Source organism: Salinicoccus luteus DSM 17002 (assembly GCF_000712035.1).
Classification (GTDB): domain Bacteria; phylum Bacillota; class Bacilli; order Staphylococcales; family Salinicoccaceae; genus Salinicoccus; species Salinicoccus luteus.
This window is the reverse complement of sequence record NZ_JONV01000011.1, coordinates 1-19,298: the sequence shown is the minus strand read 5'-3', so window position 1 is coordinate 19,298 and position 19,298 is coordinate 1. Positions and strand designations below refer to the sequence as shown.

General features: G+C 54.0%; 14 protein-coding genes, 1 pseudogene and 1 other annotated feature. Of the genes and pseudogenes, 14 read left to right on the top strand and 1 reads right to left on the bottom strand.

Features of this window, described 5'->3' with window-relative positions; translation table 11 throughout:
* Positions 1–84: 84 nt before the first annotated feature.
* The 14 genes from BO53_RS0108835 (at position 85) to BO53_RS0108770 (ending at position 18,403) form a co-directional block, all read left to right on the top strand.
* The gene (locus tag BO53_RS0108835) at positions 85–1,278 is read left to right on the top strand and encodes a MalY/PatB family protein (RefSeq protein WP_342665373.1); all 1,194 of its coding nucleotides are present in this window, start codon (positions 85–87) and stop codon (positions 1,276–1,278) included.
* Between the two features lie 102 nt (positions 1,279–1,380).
* Positions 1,381–1,618, top strand: a binding site (T-box leader).
* 316 nt (positions 1,619–1,934) lie between these two features.
* Positions 1,935–2,954 (top strand): anthranilate phosphoribosyltransferase, encoded by a 1,020-nt coding sequence (gene trpD, locus BO53_RS0108830; RefSeq protein ID WP_031547358.1) that lies wholly within the window; start codon positions 1,935–1,937, stop codon positions 2,952–2,954.
* 1 nt (position 2,955) lies between these two features.
* A complete protein-coding gene (trpC, locus tag BO53_RS0108825; RefSeq protein ID WP_031547357.1) occupies positions 2,956–3,723 on the top strand; it encodes an indole-3-glycerol phosphate synthase TrpC in 768 nt (255 codons plus the stop codon).
* Positions 3,720–4,355 (top strand): phosphoribosylanthranilate isomerase, encoded by a 636-nt coding sequence (locus tag BO53_RS0108820; RefSeq protein WP_031547355.1) that lies wholly within the window; start codon positions 3,720–3,722, stop codon positions 4,353–4,355. Before trpC ends, BO53_RS0108820 begins: the two co-directional genes overlap by 4 nt.
* Complete coding sequence (gene trpB, locus BO53_RS0108815) at positions 4,327–5,532, top strand: tryptophan synthase subunit beta (protein ID WP_031547353.1); 1,206 nt, start codon at positions 4,327–4,329, stop codon at positions 5,530–5,532. Before BO53_RS0108820 ends, trpB begins: the two co-directional genes overlap by 29 nt.
* Positions 5,529–6,326: a tryptophan synthase subunit alpha gene (trpA, locus tag BO53_RS0108810; protein ID WP_031547351.1), complete on the top strand. Its 798-nt coding sequence runs from the start codon at positions 5,529–5,531 to the stop codon at positions 6,324–6,326. Before trpB ends, trpA begins: the two co-directional genes overlap by 4 nt.
* A gap of 64 nt (positions 6,327–6,390) precedes the next feature.
* Positions 6,391–7,713, top strand: a complete 1,323-nt coding sequence (locus BO53_RS0108805; protein ID WP_031547350.1) for a glucose-6-phosphate isomerase — start codon at positions 6,391–6,393, stop codon at positions 7,711–7,713.
* A gap of 70 nt (positions 7,714–7,783) precedes the next feature.
* On the top strand, positions 7,784–8,401 hold the full coding sequence (locus tag BO53_RS0108800; RefSeq protein ID WP_245608226.1) for a TVP38/TMEM64 family protein: 618 nt from the start codon (positions 7,784–7,786) through the stop codon (positions 8,399–8,401).
* Positions 8,402–8,407: 6 nt separating this feature from the next.
* Positions 8,408–8,941 (top strand): signal peptidase I, encoded by a 534-nt coding sequence (lepB, locus tag BO53_RS0108795; protein ID WP_031547348.1) that lies wholly within the window; start codon positions 8,408–8,410, stop codon positions 8,939–8,941.
* Between the two features lie 49 nt (positions 8,942–8,990).
* A complete protein-coding gene (locus BO53_RS0108790) occupies positions 8,991–12,500 on the top strand; it encodes a PD-(D/E)XK nuclease family protein (protein ID WP_031547347.1) in 3,510 nt (1,169 codons plus the stop codon).
* Positions 12,481–15,924: a helicase-exonuclease AddAB subunit AddA gene (gene addA, locus BO53_RS0108785; protein WP_031547346.1), complete on the top strand. Its 3,444-nt coding sequence runs from the start codon at positions 12,481–12,483 to the stop codon at positions 15,922–15,924. The genes BO53_RS0108790 and addA overlap by 20 nt, the downstream gene beginning before the upstream one ends.
* Complete coding sequence (locus BO53_RS0108780; protein WP_031547344.1) at positions 15,914–17,023, top strand: DUF418 domain-containing protein; 1,110 nt, start codon at positions 15,914–15,916, stop codon at positions 17,021–17,023. Before addA ends, BO53_RS0108780 begins: the two co-directional genes overlap by 11 nt.
* Before the next feature lie 48 nt (positions 17,024–17,071).
* The gene (locus BO53_RS0108775; RefSeq protein ID WP_031547343.1) at positions 17,072–17,974 is read left to right on the top strand and encodes a fumarylacetoacetate hydrolase family protein; all 903 of its coding nucleotides are present in this window, start codon (positions 17,072–17,074) and stop codon (positions 17,972–17,974) included.
* A 54-nt stretch (positions 17,975–18,028) separates the two neighbouring features.
* Entirely contained in the window at positions 18,029–18,403 is a 375-nt protein-coding gene (locus BO53_RS0108770) for a YisL family protein (protein ID WP_031547342.1), read from the top strand.
* 186 nt (positions 18,404–18,589) lie between these two features.
* On the opposite strand, the pseudogene BO53_RS0108765 reads toward BO53_RS0108770, so the two are convergent.
* Positions 18,590–19,298, bottom strand: a pseudogene (locus BO53_RS0108765) (RNA-guided endonuclease TnpB family protein); the annotation flags it as partial.

Sequence of the window (19,298 nt, the reverse complement as noted above, 5' to 3'; positions counted from 1 at the left end):
AGGGGGTTTCAAGTTGAATCATTTCAAGTTCGCCGCATCAAAGTCTATAATTGTTCCATATGAACATATCTACAAGGAGCGGTTATGATGAAATATGATTTCGATACACCGATAAACAGAAGGAACACCTATGCCATGAAATGGGATGGCGGGGAACTGATCAAGGAATTCGGCCTGACGGAACGATATGATGAGGATACGATTCCACTGTTCACGGCAGATATGGACTTCCAGGTGGCAGAACCGGTCGTCGAGGCACTGAGGCGGACGGTGGACCATCAGATCTTCGGCTATACGATTACGCCCCCCGCCTACTATGAAGCCATACAGAAGTGGTTCTCGGACAAATATGGCTGGGAAATCAACAAGGAAGAGATCATATATGCCCCGGGTACGGTGCATTCCCTGAACATTGCGGTCAAGGCATTCTCCGAAAAGGGGGATGGCGTCATCATCCAGCGGCCGGTGTATCCGCCATTCACTTCGGCGATTGAAGGCAATGGCCGTACAGTGAAGAACAATGGGCTGGAGCGGGACGAAGCGGGGCATTACCACATCGATTTCGATGACTTCGAGAAGCTGGCCAAAGAGGATGATACGACGATGTTCATCATGTGCAATCCGCACAATCCGACGGGCAACATCTTCCGGGAGGATGATCTTGCACGCCTCTCAGAGATCTGCCGTGAAAATGGCGTCACCATCATCGCCGATGAAATCCATGGGGATCTGATCCGCATCGGGGAGAAGTTCACGCCGATCGTCAAGGCGGCGTCCCATACGGATCATATCGTCACGCTGACGGCCATCAACAAGACGTTCAACCTCGCCGGACTGCACTGTACGAATGTGGTGATTACGGATGAAGGCTTGAGGAAGCAGTTCCAGGAGGAGCAGGGGATGAGCCTGCCCAGTCCATTCACGGTCTCCGCACTCATCGCCGCCTACACGGAAGGGGATGAATGGCTCCACCAGGTCAGGGAGTACATCGATGGCAACATCGACTTCGTAATCGATTTCCTGTCGCGCGAAATGCCGAAGGTCAAAGTCGAACGTCCGGCGGGCACATATGTGCTGTGGATGGACTTCTCGGGCTACGGCATCACACCGGAGGAAGTGCATGACCGCATCTACAACAGGGCCAATGTGCTGCTTGAGGACGGGAAGATGTTCGGCGAGGAAGGCAATGACTTCCAGAGAATCTGTGTACCGTCCCCAAGGTCTGTACTTGAAGAGGCGCTGAACCGCATCGCACATGAGTTCCGTGACCTGAGTTAGGAGCCATTGCAGGACGCAATGTGGAAGTCGGGAAAAGTTTTTTTCGATTTTGGGTTGTAATTGTGAAGTGACTGTATTATGATAATATTCAATCAATTGAATAGCCTTTGATTGAAGAAGAGAAGTAGCAATTTCTCCATGCTGAAGAGAGCCGGTGGGTGGTGCGAACCGGTGCAATGATTTTGTGAATGGACTTCTGTATAACCGGCTGCCGAAATCATTCAGGCACCGGCGTCTTTCCAACGTTACATGGTTGATGTGGATGCAGATGCGTCCGCATCTCGAGTGGACCGGTCACGACCGGTCAATAAAGGTGGCACCACGGCTCCCCGTCCTTTTTCAGAGACAGGGGAGCCTTTTTGTATAGAAAAACAGAAGAGAACGCATATCAGAACAAGTAGTGGAGCACCGCATGGCACAGAGAGTCGGGAAAGCTGGAAACCGATGCATGCATGTTCTATGAATGGGCCTGATCGGAATGCGTCCGTCCGCCGCACGTTACGCGGCAAGAGCAGGGGTCCGGATGGGCCCAATGCGAGGTGGCACCGCGGTGAAATCGTCCTCCATAGACCATATTGGTCCATGGAGGATTTTTTATATTCTGGGAGGGATAAATGATGAGATCAGAAGCAGTGAATCCAACAGTAAAAAGAAGTATGAAACCATATCTGGCGAAATTATCCGAACGTGAAGACCTGACTTTCGAGGAGATGTCAGAAGCGGTATCGATCCTGCTGCTGGATGCAGTCAGCGACAGTGAAATCGCAGCGCTCCTCATGGCACTGAAGGCGAAGGGCGAGACGGTGGAGGAGATTGCAGCACTCGTCGAAGTGCTGCGCAGGCATGCGATGCCGATCCGCCGCCATATCGATGGCGTGATGGACAACTGCGGAACGGGCGGTGACGGTTCGAACAGCTTCAACATATCGACGACATCGGCCTTTGTGCTGGCAGGGGCGGGCGTGAAGGTCGCCAAGCACGGCAACCGCAGCATCACAAGCAAGACGGGCAGTTCGGATGTATTGGGGGAGATCGGTGTATCGCTGACCTTTGACACGGAGGATATCGATACCCTGCTCGAGGAGAATGACATCGCATTCCTTTTTGCGCCCCATGCCCATCCAAAGATCAAGCAGATCATGAAAGTGCGGCATGACCTGAAGGTGCCGACCATCTTCAACCTGATCGGGCCGCTGATCAATCCGGTGTCACTGGACTACCAGTTCCTTGGCGTCTACCGCAGGGACAAGGTGGAGATGATGGCCCAGGTGCTGAAAAGGCTCGGCAGGAAGCGTGCTGTAGTCATCAACGGCGCCGGTTCGATGGACGAGGCGTCCCTGCTCGGCGAGAACCATATGACGATACTCGATGGCGGTGAAATCAAAAATATGACGTTCACTCCGGAATCGGTCGGTCTGCCGACATATTCGAAGGAGGCGATCACCGGCGGCGACAGCGGTGAAAATGCGCAGATCCTCCTCGATGTCCTCTCGGGGCGGGCGACGCCGGCCCAGCGTGACACGATCCTGCTGAATGCAGGGCTCGGCCTGTTCAGTGCCGAGCGGGCACAGACGATCGAGGAAGGCATCGAAAAGGCGCGGGAGAGCATCGACTCCGGCAGGGCACTGGCGAAATTGAACCATCTGATTACCTACACACAAGAAGGCGGGATATAAAATGGCGGCAATACTTGAAGAAATCATTTCACATAAACGCATTGAAATACAGTCACTGGGTGCCCAGCAGATCATTCGGAGCCGGAAGCCGGTCTCCTTCAGGGAGCGGATTGAATCCTCAGGCACGATGGCCGTAATTGGAGAAGTGAAGCGGGCATCCCCTTCAAGGGGGGACATTAATATCAGCATCAAGCCGGAAGGGCAGGCTGCAAAGTATGTATCCGGCGGTGTGGACGCAATTTCCGTATTGACGGACGAGAACTACTTCAAGGGATCCATGAGGGATCTTGAGGCGGTGAAATGCGCGGTCGGCGTGCCGGTACTGAACAAGGACTTCATCATCGACGAGCGTCAGATCGACCGGGCGTACCTGTATGGTGCCGATGTCATCCTGCTCATTGTGGCGGCCCTCGATGATGGGACACTGAAACGCCTGTACGACTATGCCGGGACCTATGGACTGGAAGCGATCGTCGAGGTCCATACGGAAGAGGAGATGGAACGGGCGCTCGCGATCGCCCCGGAACTCATCGGCGTCAACAACCGGGACCTCAAAACATTCGAAGTGGATATCGCAAACACTGAGCGGCTGCTCGCAAAATATGGTGATGCCTCCACGCACTTCATTGCAGAGAGCGGGATAAAGACGGAAGCGGATGCCGAACGCATGCGGGACGCAGGGGCAAGCGCGCTGCTTGTCGGCGAGACGCTGATGCGTGCAGAACAGCCGGACGCGGCCATCCGCTCACTCAAGGTGCCGCGCAGATGAAGATCAAGATCTGCGGCATCCAGTCGGTGGAAGCGGCCCGGTGGGCAGTGGAGGCAGGGGTGGACATGATCGGCCTGATGTTCGCCGACAGCCGCCGGAAGATCGGTGTGGCAGAGGCGCGTGAAATCGTCCGTGCCGTCGGGCAGGACATAGACTGTACCGGTGTCTTCGTCAATGAGCCGATCGATGAAGTGAGGCGGATATACGAGGCGGTCGGCCTGGATTTTGTCCAGCTGCATGGGGACGAATCGCGGGACTATGCAGAAGCGCTGGATATCCCTGTAATCAAGGCCTTCTCCATCCGCCAGACGGATATCCGGGAGATGTTCCGCTACAGTGCAGACTATATACTGATCGACAGCCCGCCGGGCAAGTACCGGGGAGGTACAGGCCATACATTCGACTGGTCGGCCCTCGATCACCCGGGCGTGGACCAGAGCCGCCTCATTCTCGCAGGCGGCATCAACAGCGGCAATGTCCGTCAGGCATATGAAGCCGTATCACCGGCATATGTCGACATCTCAAGCGGCGTGGAGACGGATGGTGTGAAAGACAGGAAGAAAATATTCGAATTGACTGAACAGATGAAAGGTGTGCATATAAATGAAACAGATCTACACTCAGCCGAATGAAAACGGCCACTACGGAGAATACGGCGGCAGGTATGTGCCGGAGACACTGATGGGTGCCATCAAGGAACTGGAGGCGGAATATAAATCTGCCCAGTATGACGAAGCATTCCAGCAGGAGCTCAACCACTACCTGAAGGACTATGTCGGCAGGGAGTCCCCGCTCTATTACGCGGAACGCTTGTCGAAGAAGGCCGGCGGCGCAAAAATCTACCTCAAGCGCGAGGACTTGAATCACACGGGTGCACATAAGATCAACAATACGATCGGCCAGGCGCTGCTCACGAAACGGATGGGCAAGAAGAAGGTCGTTGCAGAAACGGGAGCCGGCCAGCACGGCGTGGCGACAGCAACCGTATGTGCACTGCTCGACCTGGAGTGTGTGGTCTTCATGGGCAAGGAGGATGTGAAGCGCCAGGAGCTGAACGTCTTCCGCATGGAGCTGCTCGGTGCCAAAGTCGTCAGTGTCGACCAGGGCAGGGGCACGCTCAAGGATGCCGTCAATGAAGCGCTGCGCTACTGGGTCGCGAACGTCGAGGATACGCACTATATCCTCGGTTCGGCGATGGGGCCGCATCCGTTCCCGCAGATTGTGCGGGACCTGCAGTCGGTCATCGGCAAGGAGACGAAGCAGCAGATGCTTGATAAGGAAGGCAGGCTGCCTGATGCGGTCGTGGCATGCATCGGCGGAGGGAGCAATGCAATCGGCATGTTCCATCCATTCATCGATGACGGTGGGGTCCGTCTTGTCGGTGTCGAGGCATCCGGCCATGGCATACCATCCGGCGAGCACGCCGCTTCATTGAATGAAGGATCCATCGGCATCCTGCACGGTGCCAAGATGCATCTGCTGCAGGACGAAGCGGGGCAGGTGCAGGAGGCCTATTCCATTTCAGCCGGACTGGACTACCCGGGCATCGGACCGGAGCACAGCCACCTGAAGGATATCGAACGGGCGGAATACGAGCATGTGACGGATGAGGAGGCACTTGAAGCCTTCAAACTCCTGTCGCATACCGAAGGCATCATCCCGGCGCTCGAGAGTGCCCATGCGGTCTCCCATGCAGTGAAGATGGCGGCAGGGATGTCACCGGATGAAACACTGGTCATCTGTCTGTCGGGACGCGGAGACAAGGACGTGGCACAAATCAAGGCAAGAGAGGAAGGAAGGGAACTATGAGCAAATTTGAATTGGAAAAGGCATTCGGCACACTAAAGGCACAGGACGAGAAGGCGTTCATCGCATATATCATGGCGGGCGACGGCGGTCTCCAGAATCTGAAGGGGCAGATACAGTCGCTTGAAGCATCCGGTGTATCGATCGTGGAGCTCGGCATCCCGTTTTCAGATCCCGTTGCTGACGGCCCGGCCATACAAGCAGCTGGCCAGCGCGCACTGTCACAGGGCGTCACACTTGAGAAGGTGCTGGTGGAACTTGCACGGATCAAGCACGAGGTATCCATCCCGGTCGTAATCATGACCTATGCCAATCCTGTGCTGCGTCTTGGTGCCGAACGCTTTGCAGAACTTTCACATGAGGCGGGCGTCTCAGGCGTCATCATTCCGGATGTGCCCCTGGAGGAGGAGCGCGAGTTCGGCGCACCCCTTGCGAAATATGACATTGCGATGATCCGATTCATCACATTGACAAGTTCCGAAGCGCGCATCAAGGAAGTCATCGAAGGCGCTGAAGGGTTCATCTATGCAGTGACGGTCAACGGCACGACGGGCGTGAGGGAAGGCTTCGTCGACTCCCTCTACGACCACCTTGAGAAGATCAGCCGGGAAAGTGATGTGCCGGTATGTGCCGGTTTCGGCATCAATGATGCCGAGCAGGCCGAGAAGATCGGTGCACACTGCGACGGTGTCATCGTCGGCAGCCGCATCGTCAATCTGCTGCATGAAGGAAAGGCGGAGGAAATACAGTCGCTCATCCCCAAAAACAGGGATATTGCGGCAAATGCGACAAAATAATTGAAATGGGCTCCTGTTTTTATCTACAATAAAAGATGATGGATAAACCAATTGGAGGATACCTATGACACATATTAAATTCGATTATTCAAATGCATCATCATTCATGAGTGAAGAGGAACTGTCGGGACTCGCGCCTTTCGTTTCAAGTGCACATGATATGATCCACAAGGGCACGGGCGCCGGAAGCGACTTCCTCGGCTGGGTGGACCTCCCCGAGAACTATGACAGGGAAGAATTCTCACGCATCCAGCAGTCCGCAGAAAAGATCCGTTCGGACTCCGATGTGCTCGTTGTCATCGGTATCGGCGGCTCCTACCTCGGCGCGAAGGCGGCGGTTGAGATGCTGACGCCGACATTCGGCCAGGACGGCCCCGAAATCATATTCGCAGGGCACCAGCTCTCGAGCCACTATATGAATGAGCTCAAGGACCATCTGAAGGACAGGGACTTCTCAATCAACGTCATCAGCAAGTCCGGCACGACGACCGAACCTGCGATTGCGTTCCGCGTCTTCAAGAAGCTGCTTGAAGAGAAATATGACAATCCGGCAGAGCGCATCTATGTGACGACCGACAAGGAGAAGGGTGCACTCAATACGCTCGGACGTGAAAAAGGCTATGAAATGTTCGTCGTACCGGATGATGTCGGCGGCAGGTATTCGGTTCTGACGGCAGTGGGGCTGCTGCCGATTGCGGCTGCAGGCATCGAGATCGAAAAGATGATGGAAGGTGCAAAGGATGCAATGGGCGACCTCTCGGAAGCATCGCTTGAAAAGAATCCGGCATACCAGTACGCAGTGGTCCGCAATGCCCTCTACAACAAGGGGTACGATGTGGAGATGCTGATCAACTATGAGGCGCGCCTCTCCTACTTTGGGGAGTGGTGGAAGCAGCTGTTCGGCGAAAGTGAAGGCAAGGACAACAAGGGCATCCTGCCCCATAGTGCCAACTTCACGACGGACCTCCACTCGCTCGGCCAGTATATACAGGAGGGACGCCGCATGCTCATGGAGACGGTCATCAATGTGGAGACGCCCGAGAGCGATGTGGTGATTGAGGCCGAAGAACAGGACTTAGACGGCCTGAACTACCTCGAAGGCATGACGGTGGATGAGGTAAACCACCAGGCCATGCGGGGGACGGTGCTTGCCCATGTGGACGGTGGCGTGCCGAACATGATTGTGAGTGTGCCGAAGCTTGATGCATATACATTCGGGTATATGGTCTACTTCTTTGAAATCGCCTGTGCGATGAGCGGATACCTGCTCGGTGTCAATCCATTCAACCAGCCGGGTGTGGAGGCATACAAGCAGAACATGTTTGCACTCCTCGGAAAATCAGGATTTGAGGACCTGCGAAAACAATTGAATGACAGACTCAAATAAAAATTATATAATTGGAAGATACTCAGGCTATATTACACTGTAATATAGCCTTTATTAAATGTGCGAGGTTATGTGTGTGGAACTGGAAACACTGCTGGAAAAATTGACGACCCAGGAAGGGTTGGAGTCACTGTTCGAAGAGGTGGAGGCGCTCGGGATCATCGTAGGCTTCCTGCTTGCAATGGCCGAGGCCTTCCTTCCCTTCCTTCCGCTATTTGCCATTGTCATCATCAACATCAATTCGTACGGCTTCGTACTGGGCTTCCTGTCGAGCTACTCGGCTACCGTATTTGGAAGCTATCTGGTATTCCTCACAGTCAGGTATTTCTTCAGAAAACCGGCACAGAGGTATATAATGAAGCATGAGCGGCTCAGGAAGATGCTGGCCTTCATCGACCTGAAGGGCTTCTCGTTTCTGCTCATCCTGCTGTCCCTGCCGTTTACGCCAAGTTCTGTCATCAATGTAATCGCAGCTTTATCCAACATGAGAAAAACCGTATACTTATCTATATTGATTGTAGCAAAAGCGATTATGATCCTGCTGATGTCAATCGTCGGATATGACATCACATCATTTTTCACTTCACCGCTGCAGTTGACGCTGTCAGTCATATTCCTTGTGGTACTCTATTTCTTCTCGAAATGGTACCAGAAATATATAAACCGTAAACTAGAGAAACAGGGGTGAAGTTGAATGAAGAAGGAAATAGGCGAATGGCTTGTTGCGATTCTGATAGCTGTCGTGCTCATCGTCCTGATCCGGTCATTTCTTTTCGTCTCCTATACAGTGGACGGGCTCAGCATGGACCCGACCTTTGAAGACGAGGACCGTGTGGTTGTAAACAAGTTCGTGGACAATTTCGGCGAATATGAAACGGGTGACATCATCGTCTTCCATTCGGAAGCGGGCCCTGCATATGTCAAGCGCATCATCGGTACGCCCGGGGATACGGTGACGATGGAGGACAAGCAGGTCTATGTGAATGGCGAGCCGCTGGAAGAGGATTACGTGGCGCACAGGACAGATTCGTACATGGATAACTTTACGCTCGAGGACCTTGGGGTCGAGGGGGATACCATACCGGAAGGGCAGTATCTCGTGCTTGGCGACAACAGGCCGCTGAGCCGCGACAGCCGCGACTTTGGTATGGTCGATGAATCCCAGATCGTCGGGGAAGTACAGCTCAGGTTCTGGCCATTCAACAGGATTGCATTAAATTTTGAATAAAAAGGCACCCCGCGGGGTGTCTTTTGTCTACTCATAAGGAGTGAAGCATATGGGAATCAACATTTGGACGGGAATCAGCGGCACCGGAAAGACGCAGCGCATGTTCGATGAGATAGACGCCATCACCAGTGAGGCGCCGCTCGGTTCGAGCATCTATATCATCACCCCTACGCAGAACACATTGAGGTATGAGAACATCATCACCAACCCGACGGGGGAGAACCCGGGTGTCGGAAGCCTGCGGACCGCAGTCTTCAGTTTTGCACGCCTGATGTGGCATATCTTCAATGAGACGGGCCATTCCACACGGGATGCCCTGTCGGAGAGCGGCCATATCATGCTGCTCCATAAGATGATGAATGAGATGAAGTCGGAGTTCGATTTCTACCGCGACAGTGCACAGTACATAAAATTCTCCGGAAAGGTGCTGGACATGCTGAGCGAATTCCGCGCCTACCGCGTATCACCCGATGATTTCGGGCGCATCGAGACACCGTCCGGGCGGATCCAGGACAAGATGCATGACCTCGAGCTCATCTATCGCAATTGGGAAGAGCGCATCACGGAACTCCAGATCGAGGACATCAACCTGGCGGACCAGTTCATCGACCTGCTGTATTCGGATACTCCGATCCGTTCGCTCGAGGATGCCGTCATCTATATCGACGGCTTCCACAACTTCACGGAAAGCGAGTTCGCGCTGATCCAGGCGCTTGAAACCCGGGTCAGGGAAATCAACCTGCTGCTGACCCACCAGGGGACGAACAAGCAGCTTTTCAGAAAGACGGATTCCGTCATCGAACGCCTGCGCTACTACATGGGCGACCACAGGCTCTCCTTCGAACATTTCGGGGAGGACTTCAGGCGCTCCAGCAGAAATGGGCTCATCCAGGTCGAACGGTACTTCGACCAGAGCGAATCCATCTACGACTATGACGGCGTCGTCTTCACCGAGGCGCCGAATGTATTGGAGGAGGTCAATGATGTGGCCCGGGAGATCGAATCGCTCGTCTTCGACGGCAAGGCCTACTATACGGATTTCGGTGTGCTCTACCGGGATGCCAACTATGAACCGGTGATCCAGTCGGTCTTCCGCCGGTATGGCATCTCCTACCATATCGACCAGAAAGTGCCGATGCATTCCCACCCGTTCATCCAGTTCATCATGAGCCTCCTCGAGTGCTACATGAGGAACTATGAATTCGGTGCATTCATGAACGTGCTGAAGACGGGCTATCTGTGCGAAGCGTCCGAGCGGCACTACATCGACCAGCTCGAGAACTTTGTGCTGGAGCGCGGCCTGGGCGGTTCCGCCCTTTTCGATGATGAGCAGTTCCGCTACCACACCGAGGTGACGGATGAAGGCATCAGGCGGGTGGACAGGAGCGATGCGTATGCCGGCATGATCGATTTCAAGAATGCGGTGCTCGAAAAGCTCGAAAAAGTGTTCAGGGAATTCAGGAAGGATGGCACCGTGCGCGACTACATCAGCGTCATCTATGATTTCATCGTGGATGAGGGCATCATCGATGTGCTTGCCGAAGAGATGGAGGCACTCGATGAAAGGAACGAAATACAGACGCGGGACGAGACCGAGCAGGCCTACAACATGTTCATCCGTCTGCTTGATGATGCCTATACGGTATTCGATGATGAACAGGTGCCGTTCGCGCTCTTCTACGAGACGTTCATCGATGGGCTTAGGAACGCGGAGTTCAGCCTGCTGCCATCAACGATCGACCAGGTGATGGTCGGTTCCCTCGACCTGTCGAAGGTGGAGAACAAGAAATACATCTTCATCATCGGCCTGAACCGGGATGTCATGCCGCGTGAGAGCCGCAATACGGAAATCATCTCCGATGAGGAGAAGACGGTGTTCGAGCATGCGGACATCGAGCTCTCGCCGAGCTCGAGAACCCTTGCACAGGATGAGCGGTTCGTCTTCTATCTCGGTGTGACCCGTGCGACGGAGGGGCTCTATCTCAGCTGGTCGAGCACCCTGCCATCGGGGGAAGTCACGAAAATCAGCCCATTCCTCGAGGAGCTGCTCCCAGGGGAGGCGCGGGTGAAAAATTATGAATACAGGCGGACTGCGGAATACGACCGCTTCAATCCGTCCCGTCTGATCACATCGATAGAAAGCATGGAACCGCTCCTGCACCTGAAAGTGCGCGAGATGATGACGGCCCCCGTCAGAACACCGGAAGAATTCCTTGAGCTGCCGGAGTACAGGGGATGGATCGAGGCCTACCATGTACTGATGAAGGAGCGCTGGCACGATGTGTATCCGCGCCTCAAGCGCAACCTGACCTATGACAACCGGGCGGAGCCACTGACGCGCGAGGCGGCAGTGGCGCTCTATACCCCTGAGATGAATGCCAGCGTTTCACGGTTCGAATCGTTCTTCAGATGCCCTTTCCAGCATTTCAGCCGATACGGCCTGAAGCTCAAGGTGCGTAAACCCTATCAGGTGGCGCCGCTCGAACTCGGAAACCTGTATCACGAGGTGCTCTATGATGTCGTCAAATCGCTCGACTATACGCTGCGCCATCCGGACGAAAAAATCCGCGAACAGGTGGCCGAGTCCATCGAGCGGTTTTCACAGGCGATCCAGTTCGGCATATTCGAACATACCGGCTACTATAAATCCCTTAAATCGAGGGCCCGCGACGCCATCATCAAACTGCTCATGTTCATGAAGGACATCGAATCGCTCGGGCACTACAGGATCGCCGATGTCGAACTGTCATTCGGCTTCAGGGACAGCCCGATGGAGGAGGTCACGCTGACGAGCAATGATGGCTACAAGATCCATCTGCGCGGGAAGATCGACCGCGTCGACATGTACGAGACGAAGGACGGGGCCTATGTCAACCTGATCGACTACAAGTCGAGCACCCGGAGCATCTCGCGTGAAGGGGTGCTGAATGGACTCGAGCTGCAGATGATGACCTATATGCATGTGCTGATGGACCAGGGGAGGAGACATTTCGGCAAGGAGAAGATCATGCCGAACAGCATGCTCTTCTTCCCGGTCAGGGATCCGCTGCTCTCGCTCGATGATGAAGCGGCACTCGAAGCTGCAGAAGCCGAGCACAAGAAGCGCATGCGGCCGGACGGCGTATTCATCAATGAGCACGCGGAATATGATGTCCAGCTCGATGAAACATCGATCGGCATCCGCGGAATGCTTGCGGACCTCGATGATTTCAAGGAATACAACAGGTATCTGCCGATCTCCGTATCGAAGAACGGCAAGATCAATGCACGGACGCGGAGCAAGTACTTCAGTCCGGAACTCTTCCGGCATTATGCCGACCACATCATGGATATGTACAGGAATGCAACGGATGAGATATATGGCGGGGAAGTGCTCGCATCACCGATGGCGACGGACGCCGGAAACACCCGGCTCGCATGTGAAATGTGCGACTTCAAGTCCGCATGCCACATCGATGCACTGATGAACCGCCAGGATATAAGGAAGAACGAATTGGACGAGGAAGCAGTCAGCCTATTTGAAAGTGAGGTATCCATCGATGGTCCAGTGGACAGATAAACAGCTTGAAGCGATTGAATATGAAGGATCGGACGTGCTGGTGGCCGCAGCGGCGGGCAGCGGCAAGACGACGGTCCTGGTCGAACGGATCATCCGCAAGATCCTCGAAGGCCGCTACAGCATCGATGAAGTGTTCGTCGCAACCTTCACCAACATGAGCGCACGGGACATGAAGGACAAGATCGAAAAGGCATTGCGCAAGGCGTATGGGGAGAAGCGGGACCCGGCCATCTACACCGAGATGCTCAAGCTGAAGGAGGCGCATATCTCCACACTCCACAGCTTCTGCCTGCACCTCATACAGATGCACTACAATACGATCGGCCTGTCCCCGGACATGCGGACACTCGGGGATGTCGAGATGAAGATCCGCCTGGACCAGGTGATATCGAATGTACTCGAATCCTACTATGCGGAAGGGGCGGAGGATTTCAACACGCTGTCGATGATGCTGTCGACCGACAAGAACAATGACGGGCTGCTGAATACGATCCGCGACCTGTACTATACGGCCGTGGCGAGCCCCGATCCGGAAGGCTATCTGGAGGGGAACATCGACCAGTATCTGAATGAAGCGCACCTGCAGGCCATTCTGGATGCGCACAACCACAACGTAAAGCTGAAGCTCGAGGCCCTGATGGCCGATATCGACCAGCTGCGCAGCCACTATCATGTGGTGACGCATGAATCGATCAAGGAAACGCAGGTGCGGGATGCCTTCGATGCCATCGAGGGGCTCGGCCGCACCGTCATGGGCGCGATGGAGGAGAACCGGGAAGGCCGGCCGGTGGAACTGCCGACGTTCAGCCTCAAGGATGGCCGCTCTGCATTCATCAAAAACATCGACGATCCGGATGCCAAGGCACAACTGCTCGCAGTCCAGAACCGCGTGAAGAAGCGCTATGCGGAAATCAGGGAAACACCAGCCTATACGCTCGGACGTGTGAGCGATGAACTCGCCCCGCTGAACGGCTACAGCAACACCCTGATCCGCATCGTTTTGGAAGTCATCGAACGCTTCCGCAAACAGAAGCTCTCCCGCAACGAAATGGACTTCTCCGACTATGAACATTATGCACTGGCCATCCTGAATGCATCTGACGGCGCGGTCCGCTCGATGTACCAGAGCCGGTTCAAGGAGGTCATGATCGATGAATACCAGGACATCAACCGTGTCCAGGAGGCCATCATCCAGTCCCTGAAAAGCGGGGATGAGGCGACCGGCAACCTGTTCATGGTGGGGGATGTCAAACAGTCCATCTACAAATTCAGGCAGGCAGACCCGTCCCTGTTCATCGAAAAATCCGAACGCTTCCGGGAGCCCGGCAGCGGCCGGGTCATCAGCCTGAACCACAACTTCCGCTCCCGGGGGGAAGTGATCGACCTGACGAATGCGGTGTTCGAACGCATCATGGACAGGGAGGTCGGGGAGGTGGAATATGATGAGACCCACCGGCTCGTCCAGGGGAACTACCTGGATGCCCCGCCGCTCGCCTCGGAATGCCACATCATCGAGGATGCCGAGGGCAAGGGGGAGGATGCGGAGATACTCCATATCGTCCAGGTGGTGAAGCATCTCAGGAAATCGGGTGCGGACTACCGGGACATCGTCATACTGACACGGAATACGCGGGATAACGAAGCCTACCGCAAGCTCCTCTCCGAAGCGGAGCTGCCGGTATTCGTCAACAACCGTTCCGGCTATCTCGATACCCTGGAGATCCGTACGATGATCAGCCTCCTGTCCATCGTCGATAATCCGCTTCAGGATGATCACCTGGTCGGTGTCATGCGGCTGCCGATGTTCAACTTCTCTGAGGATGACATCGCCCACATCCGTGCCGATTCCGACTGCGAATACATGTATGAGGCCCTCGTCAGCTATGAGGGCCCGGCACTCGTGATGAAGAAGATCGGGGAGTTTCTGGATACGCTCCGGACGCTGCAGGACTATGCAAGGTATATGAGTGTGCCCGAACTGATCGATGAAATCTATCTTGAGCTCAACATCCTGGAGTATTTCGCAGGCCTCAAGGGCGGCCTCACACGGCGTGCCAACCTGAACGGCTTCGTTGAGAAGGCGATGGATTTCGAGAAGATGTCCCACCTTTCCCTATATGAGTTCATCACCTACATCGCCCGCATGATCCAGGACGGCCAGGATTTCGGGGAGGAGAATACGGTCTCCGATGATGCGGATACGCTCCGTGTCATGACGATCCATGCATCGAAGGGACTCGAATTCAACTACGTCATCTATGCCGGCCTCCACAGGCAGCTGAACATGATGGATGTCACGAAGAAGGTGACGATCCATCCGGACGGCGGCATCGCCTTCAAGCGCTTCATACCTGAGCGCCAGGTGCTCCTGCCGAGCATCCATGCCCAGGTCGTCAAGCAGACGATCCAGCAGGAGCGCATCAGTGAGGAGATGCGTCTGGTCTATGTGGCATTGACACGGGCCATCGACCAGCTCATCATCCCGCTCGTCTACAAGGGGGAGATGAAGGAGAAGTTCACCTATGAAGGCGGCAAGGTCCATGCAGACGACAGGCTCTCGATCCGCAGCATCCAGGATCTTCTGGCACCGGTGCTCGTCAATACGCCGATGGATGCACTCGAGGTGCATCATATCGAAGAAGTGGAGGCGGAACCGCAGGCCGTCGAATACACCTCCCTTGAAACTCTGGAAAATCTGAAGATCAGCGGGAACCAGCTGCTGAAGGAACGCATCCTTCACGAGTATCCGCACAGGGAGGCGACCGAGACGGTATACAAGGAGTCCGTGACGGAGATCAAGCGCCGGAATGAGACGCCGCCGGATGACAGTGCCGTCATCCGGCACGACCGCACGCCGAACTTCCGTGCACCGAATTTCCGCAGCGAATCGCTCGATGCGCCGGTATTCGGAACGATGATGCACCAGATGATGATGCATCTGCTCAACCGATACGATGCCCTCCGCGCGCTGGATGAGGAATCGCAGGCGACGTTCATCGAACGGATGATCCTGGAACATACGGATGACGATCCACTGATCACCCCGGCGCACCAGACACAGATGATCCAAAACATCCACCAGTTCCTGGCGGATGAAACGATGCGGCAACTGCTCGAAGGCCAGCAGTCGATCCACACGGAAATCCCGTTCATCATGAACCAGAAGGCCATCGGCTATTCCGACTTCGACCGGCAGATGGTCCAGGGGATCGTCGATGTACTCCTTGAGATGGATGATGAATTCGTCATCATCGACTATAAGACGGACCGGGTGGCGCACACCGGCCTGACTGAATCGGACCTCGTGGAACGGTACCGTACGCAGATGGACATCTACAGGCGTTCGATAATGCAGGCGCTCAGGAAAGATGTTACGGTATACCTATATTTCTTTGACTATGGAGCGATTAAATTTGATAACTGAAAGCACACGTTCAAGCATCATCCTCGGCATCCTGTTCTTCGGTGTACTGCTGATGAACGGCCTCTTTTTCATGATGCCCTATGAAGCGTTGAACCCATATGAATACTTGAGCGGCAGCAATCTGAGCACCTTCCAGGTGCTGGACATCTTCATCGGCGGGGCCATCGTGCCGCTTGTGGCCCTTGCCACAGGCTACCTTATCCACGCCTTCAGGCATTACGGCATCGGCAACCTTGCCAAAGTGGCGGCTTTCGTGCTGGCACTCGGCATCGTCCAGACATTCTTCATCTTCGCCTTCGACTTCCTGCCCGGCCTGGCACTGATGGCACTGGTTGCGCTGCTCTTTTTGAAGACGCACTGGGCGGTACCCCTCATTTCCGGAATGCTGCTGTTCCTCTTCCATCTGGCTGCCAACGTCCTTGTCGGCTTCTTTGCGAGCATCGGCTCGCCGACGGACATCATCTATACGGCCCTGCAGGATGTACAGGAGTTCACAAGTGTCTTCAGGAGTACGGACTACTTCGCAATCATTGCACTGAACATCGAACTGTTCTCAAGGAACGTGATCAGTGAAATGTACGGGCTCCTGTTCACCGTACTGCCATGGCTGCTTGTGGGCATCAGTCTCGGAAAACTCAATATCGTCCGCTTCATACGGTCGAATCCGGTGATGCACATCATCCTGTTCATCGTACTTGCCGGCGGCGGCATGGCGGTCAAGATGATCCAGGTGCTGACACTCGGCAGCTACAGCGGCCGCCTTCTGGCGGAGAACTTCGGCGGGCCTGTACTCGCCCTCGGCTATTTCCTGTTCCTGCTGTACCTTACGGTCGCAGTGCCGTCCGGCATCCTGGAAGTGTTCAGGCGCACGGGCAGATATGCACTGACCCTGTATATCCTCTCCAACATCGTGTTCATGCTGATATTCTATGGAATCGGTGCTGGTCTGTATGGCGAAATGGAGGTTTCCACCATGATTTGGACGGCGCTCGTCATCCATGTTTTCGTGATGGTGCTTGCCACTGTCATGCACCGGTACCGGATCAGGAGCATCGAGGATTTATTTGCGAATAATTCTGAAAATGGAATCACCAGATAGGCATTGTCTGTTATAATGAAGTAAATACACACATAAGGAGCGTATTCCATGAAATTTTTAACATTTGATTATGGGAATCACACGTATTACGGCGTCAAAGTGAAGCGTGAGGAAAGTGCCTGGATCCTTCCGAAACTGTTTGAAGCATTCGGGGATGAAGCGGATTATCCTAAAACCCTGCTTGAAGGCATTTCAAAATACCACACGCTGGATTTCCAGGAACATGTCCGAAAATTAGTGGAAAAAGCACAGGATTCAGGAGAGGCCGACAAGTACAAGGCGCCCTTCAATGAAATTACATTCCGTGCACCGGTGACGCCACCGAACAATGTGATCGCCTTTGGCAGGAACTACAGGAAGCACGCTGAAGAACTGAACAACGAAGTGCAGAACCTGTATGTATTCACGAAGGCGGCGACCAGCCTGGTCGGTGACGAGGCGACGATCCCAAGCCATCAGGACATCACCAGCGAACTGGACTACGAAGGGGAGCTTGGCGTCGTCATCGGAAAGCGTGCGGAAAAGATCCAGAGTTCCATGGCACTCGATTATATATACGGCTATACGATCATCAACGATATCACTGCCCGCGACCTGCAGAGGGAGCATCATCAGGCGTTCCTTTCCAAAAGCCTGAAGGGCGGATGCCCGATGGGGCCGTTCATCGTCACAAAGGACGAGCTGCCGAACCCTGAGCAGACGGCCATCGTCACCAAGGTCAATGGTGATATCCGCCAGGATGGCAGCACCCGCGAGATGGTGCTGAAACTCGATGAATTGATTGCTGAAGTCTCCAAATATGTCACGCTCGAGCCGGGGGACATCATTGCCACAGGGACACCGGGCGGCGTCGGTGCCGGCATGAATCCACCGCAGTTCCTGCAGCCGGGGGATGAAGTGCGTGTATCCATCAATGGCATCGGCACATTGACGACATATATTGATAAGTAATCTCTCCTGAAATATGATAAGATATTGTTGATTCATATTTGAAAGGAAGATTAAATGATACACTTGCACCTGACATCGCTCGTCCTGGCGATCATCCTATTCATCATCACGTATAATTCAATCGATCGTCCGGATGGCGAATCCAAGTATTCAAAAGCACTGCATATGGTCCTCAGATTGATCTATCTGATCATCCTTTTTACTGGTCTCATGCTGTTCCTCGACTTCAGCAGCGGCGATCAGATGATGTACGGACTTAAATTCCTTGCGGGCCTCATTACAATCGGCCTCATGGAGATGGCACTGATCAAACAGCGTAAAAAAGGTACAGGGCGCAACCTCGTCATCGCGCTGGTCATTTTCCTGGTCGTGACGATTGCACTTGGAATCTATTTACCGGCAGGCCCGTTGAGCGCATTGTTCGCTTGATTGGGACGGGGCCAGGCACTCTTCTACAGGGTGCCTTTTTTCATGCGAATTTGTGAACGTTTATTGAAATGACGCTTTTTTCAAATTTTATCTAGTATACTGGCAGTTTGAACTACTCCACCTTAAATCCTTTGGATTTTGAAGATGGAGATTCCTAGGAACTCCAACCTAATGGTCGGATGTTAATTAGGCTATCCCCGTAGTCCCTACGGTTGGAGGCTTAAGATTCGCAACGCCTCGTTTTTCAGATTCATGCTTGCGTTAATATCCCGGTCATGACGGGCGTGACATTCCGGGCACTTCCAGTCACGAATAGCGAGATTCTTAACGGCTTTATTTTGGTGGCCACATCCTGAACACAATTGAGAAGATGGGAAGTTTCGAGCAACCGCTACAACTTCCTTCCCGTACCATTTTGCTTTGTATTCCAGCAAGGCACGAAATTCCGCCCAACTCACTTCAGAAATGGATTTGGCCAGTTTGCGATTCAAGACCATATTTTTTACCAACAAATCTTCAATCCCGATAATGTCGTGGTTTTTGACAATCTCGGTGGAAAGTTTGTGCAGGTAATCGCGTCGCTTGCTTTTGATGTTTTCATGTATCTTCGCCACCTTGATGCGTTGTTTCTGGTAGTTCTTTGACTCGGACAACCTCCGACCGTCTTTAATGGCCTGCTCTTTTCGTCTGGACAACTTGCGTTGTTCTTTCGCAAGTTTCTTCTCCAGCGTATGGAAGAAATGAGGGTTTTCGTAAACCGTCTCATCAGATAGAACAGCGAAGTCCTTTAGCCCCACATCAACTCCTACAGCAGAACCCGTTTTCTTCATCGGCTCCGTTTCCGTTTCGACCAAAAGGGAAACAAAATATTTGCCCGTAGGGTTTCGGCGGATCG

What these genes read in the sequence shown, in the direction of transcription:
- addA (WP_031547346.1), top strand. Translation starts at nt 12,481, where the DNA reads ATGGTCCAGTGGACAGATAAACAGCTTGAAGCGATTGAATATGAAGGA.
- BO53_RS0108775 (WP_031547343.1), top strand. Translation starts at nt 17,072, where the DNA reads ATGAAATTTTTAACATTTGATTATGGGAATCACACGTATTACGGCGTC.
- trpA (WP_031547351.1), top strand. Translation starts at nt 5,529, where the DNA reads ATGAGCAAATTTGAATTGGAAAAGGCATTCGGCACACTAAAGGCACAG.
- BO53_RS0108790 (WP_031547347.1), top strand. Translation starts at nt 8,991, where the DNA reads ATGGGAATCAACATTTGGACGGGAATCAGCGGCACCGGAAAGACGCAG.
- BO53_RS0108770 (WP_031547342.1), top strand. Translation starts at nt 18,029, where the DNA reads ATGATACACTTGCACCTGACATCGCTCGTCCTGGCGATCATCCTATTC.
- BO53_RS0108805 (WP_031547350.1), top strand. Translation starts at nt 6,391, where the DNA reads ATGACACATATTAAATTCGATTATTCAAATGCATCATCATTCATGAGT.
- trpB (WP_031547353.1), top strand. Translation starts at nt 4,327, where the DNA reads ATGAAACAGATCTACACTCAGCCGAATGAAAACGGCCACTACGGAGAA.
- BO53_RS0108800 (WP_245608226.1), top strand. Translation starts at nt 7,784, where the DNA reads ATGTGTGTGGAACTGGAAACACTGCTGGAAAAATTGACGACCCAGGAA.
- BO53_RS0108820 (WP_031547355.1), top strand. Translation starts at nt 3,720, where the DNA reads ATGAAGATCAAGATCTGCGGCATCCAGTCGGTGGAAGCGGCCCGGTGG.
- trpC (WP_031547357.1), top strand. Translation starts at nt 2,956, where the DNA reads ATGGCGGCAATACTTGAAGAAATCATTTCACATAAACGCATTGAAATA.
- trpD (WP_031547358.1), top strand. Translation starts at nt 1,935, where the DNA reads ATGAAACCATATCTGGCGAAATTATCCGAACGTGAAGACCTGACTTTC.
- BO53_RS0108835 (WP_342665373.1), top strand. Translation starts at nt 85, where the DNA reads ATGATGAAATATGATTTCGATACACCGATAAACAGAAGGAACACCTAT.
- lepB (WP_031547348.1), top strand. Translation starts at nt 8,408, where the DNA reads ATGAAGAAGGAAATAGGCGAATGGCTTGTTGCGATTCTGATAGCTGTC.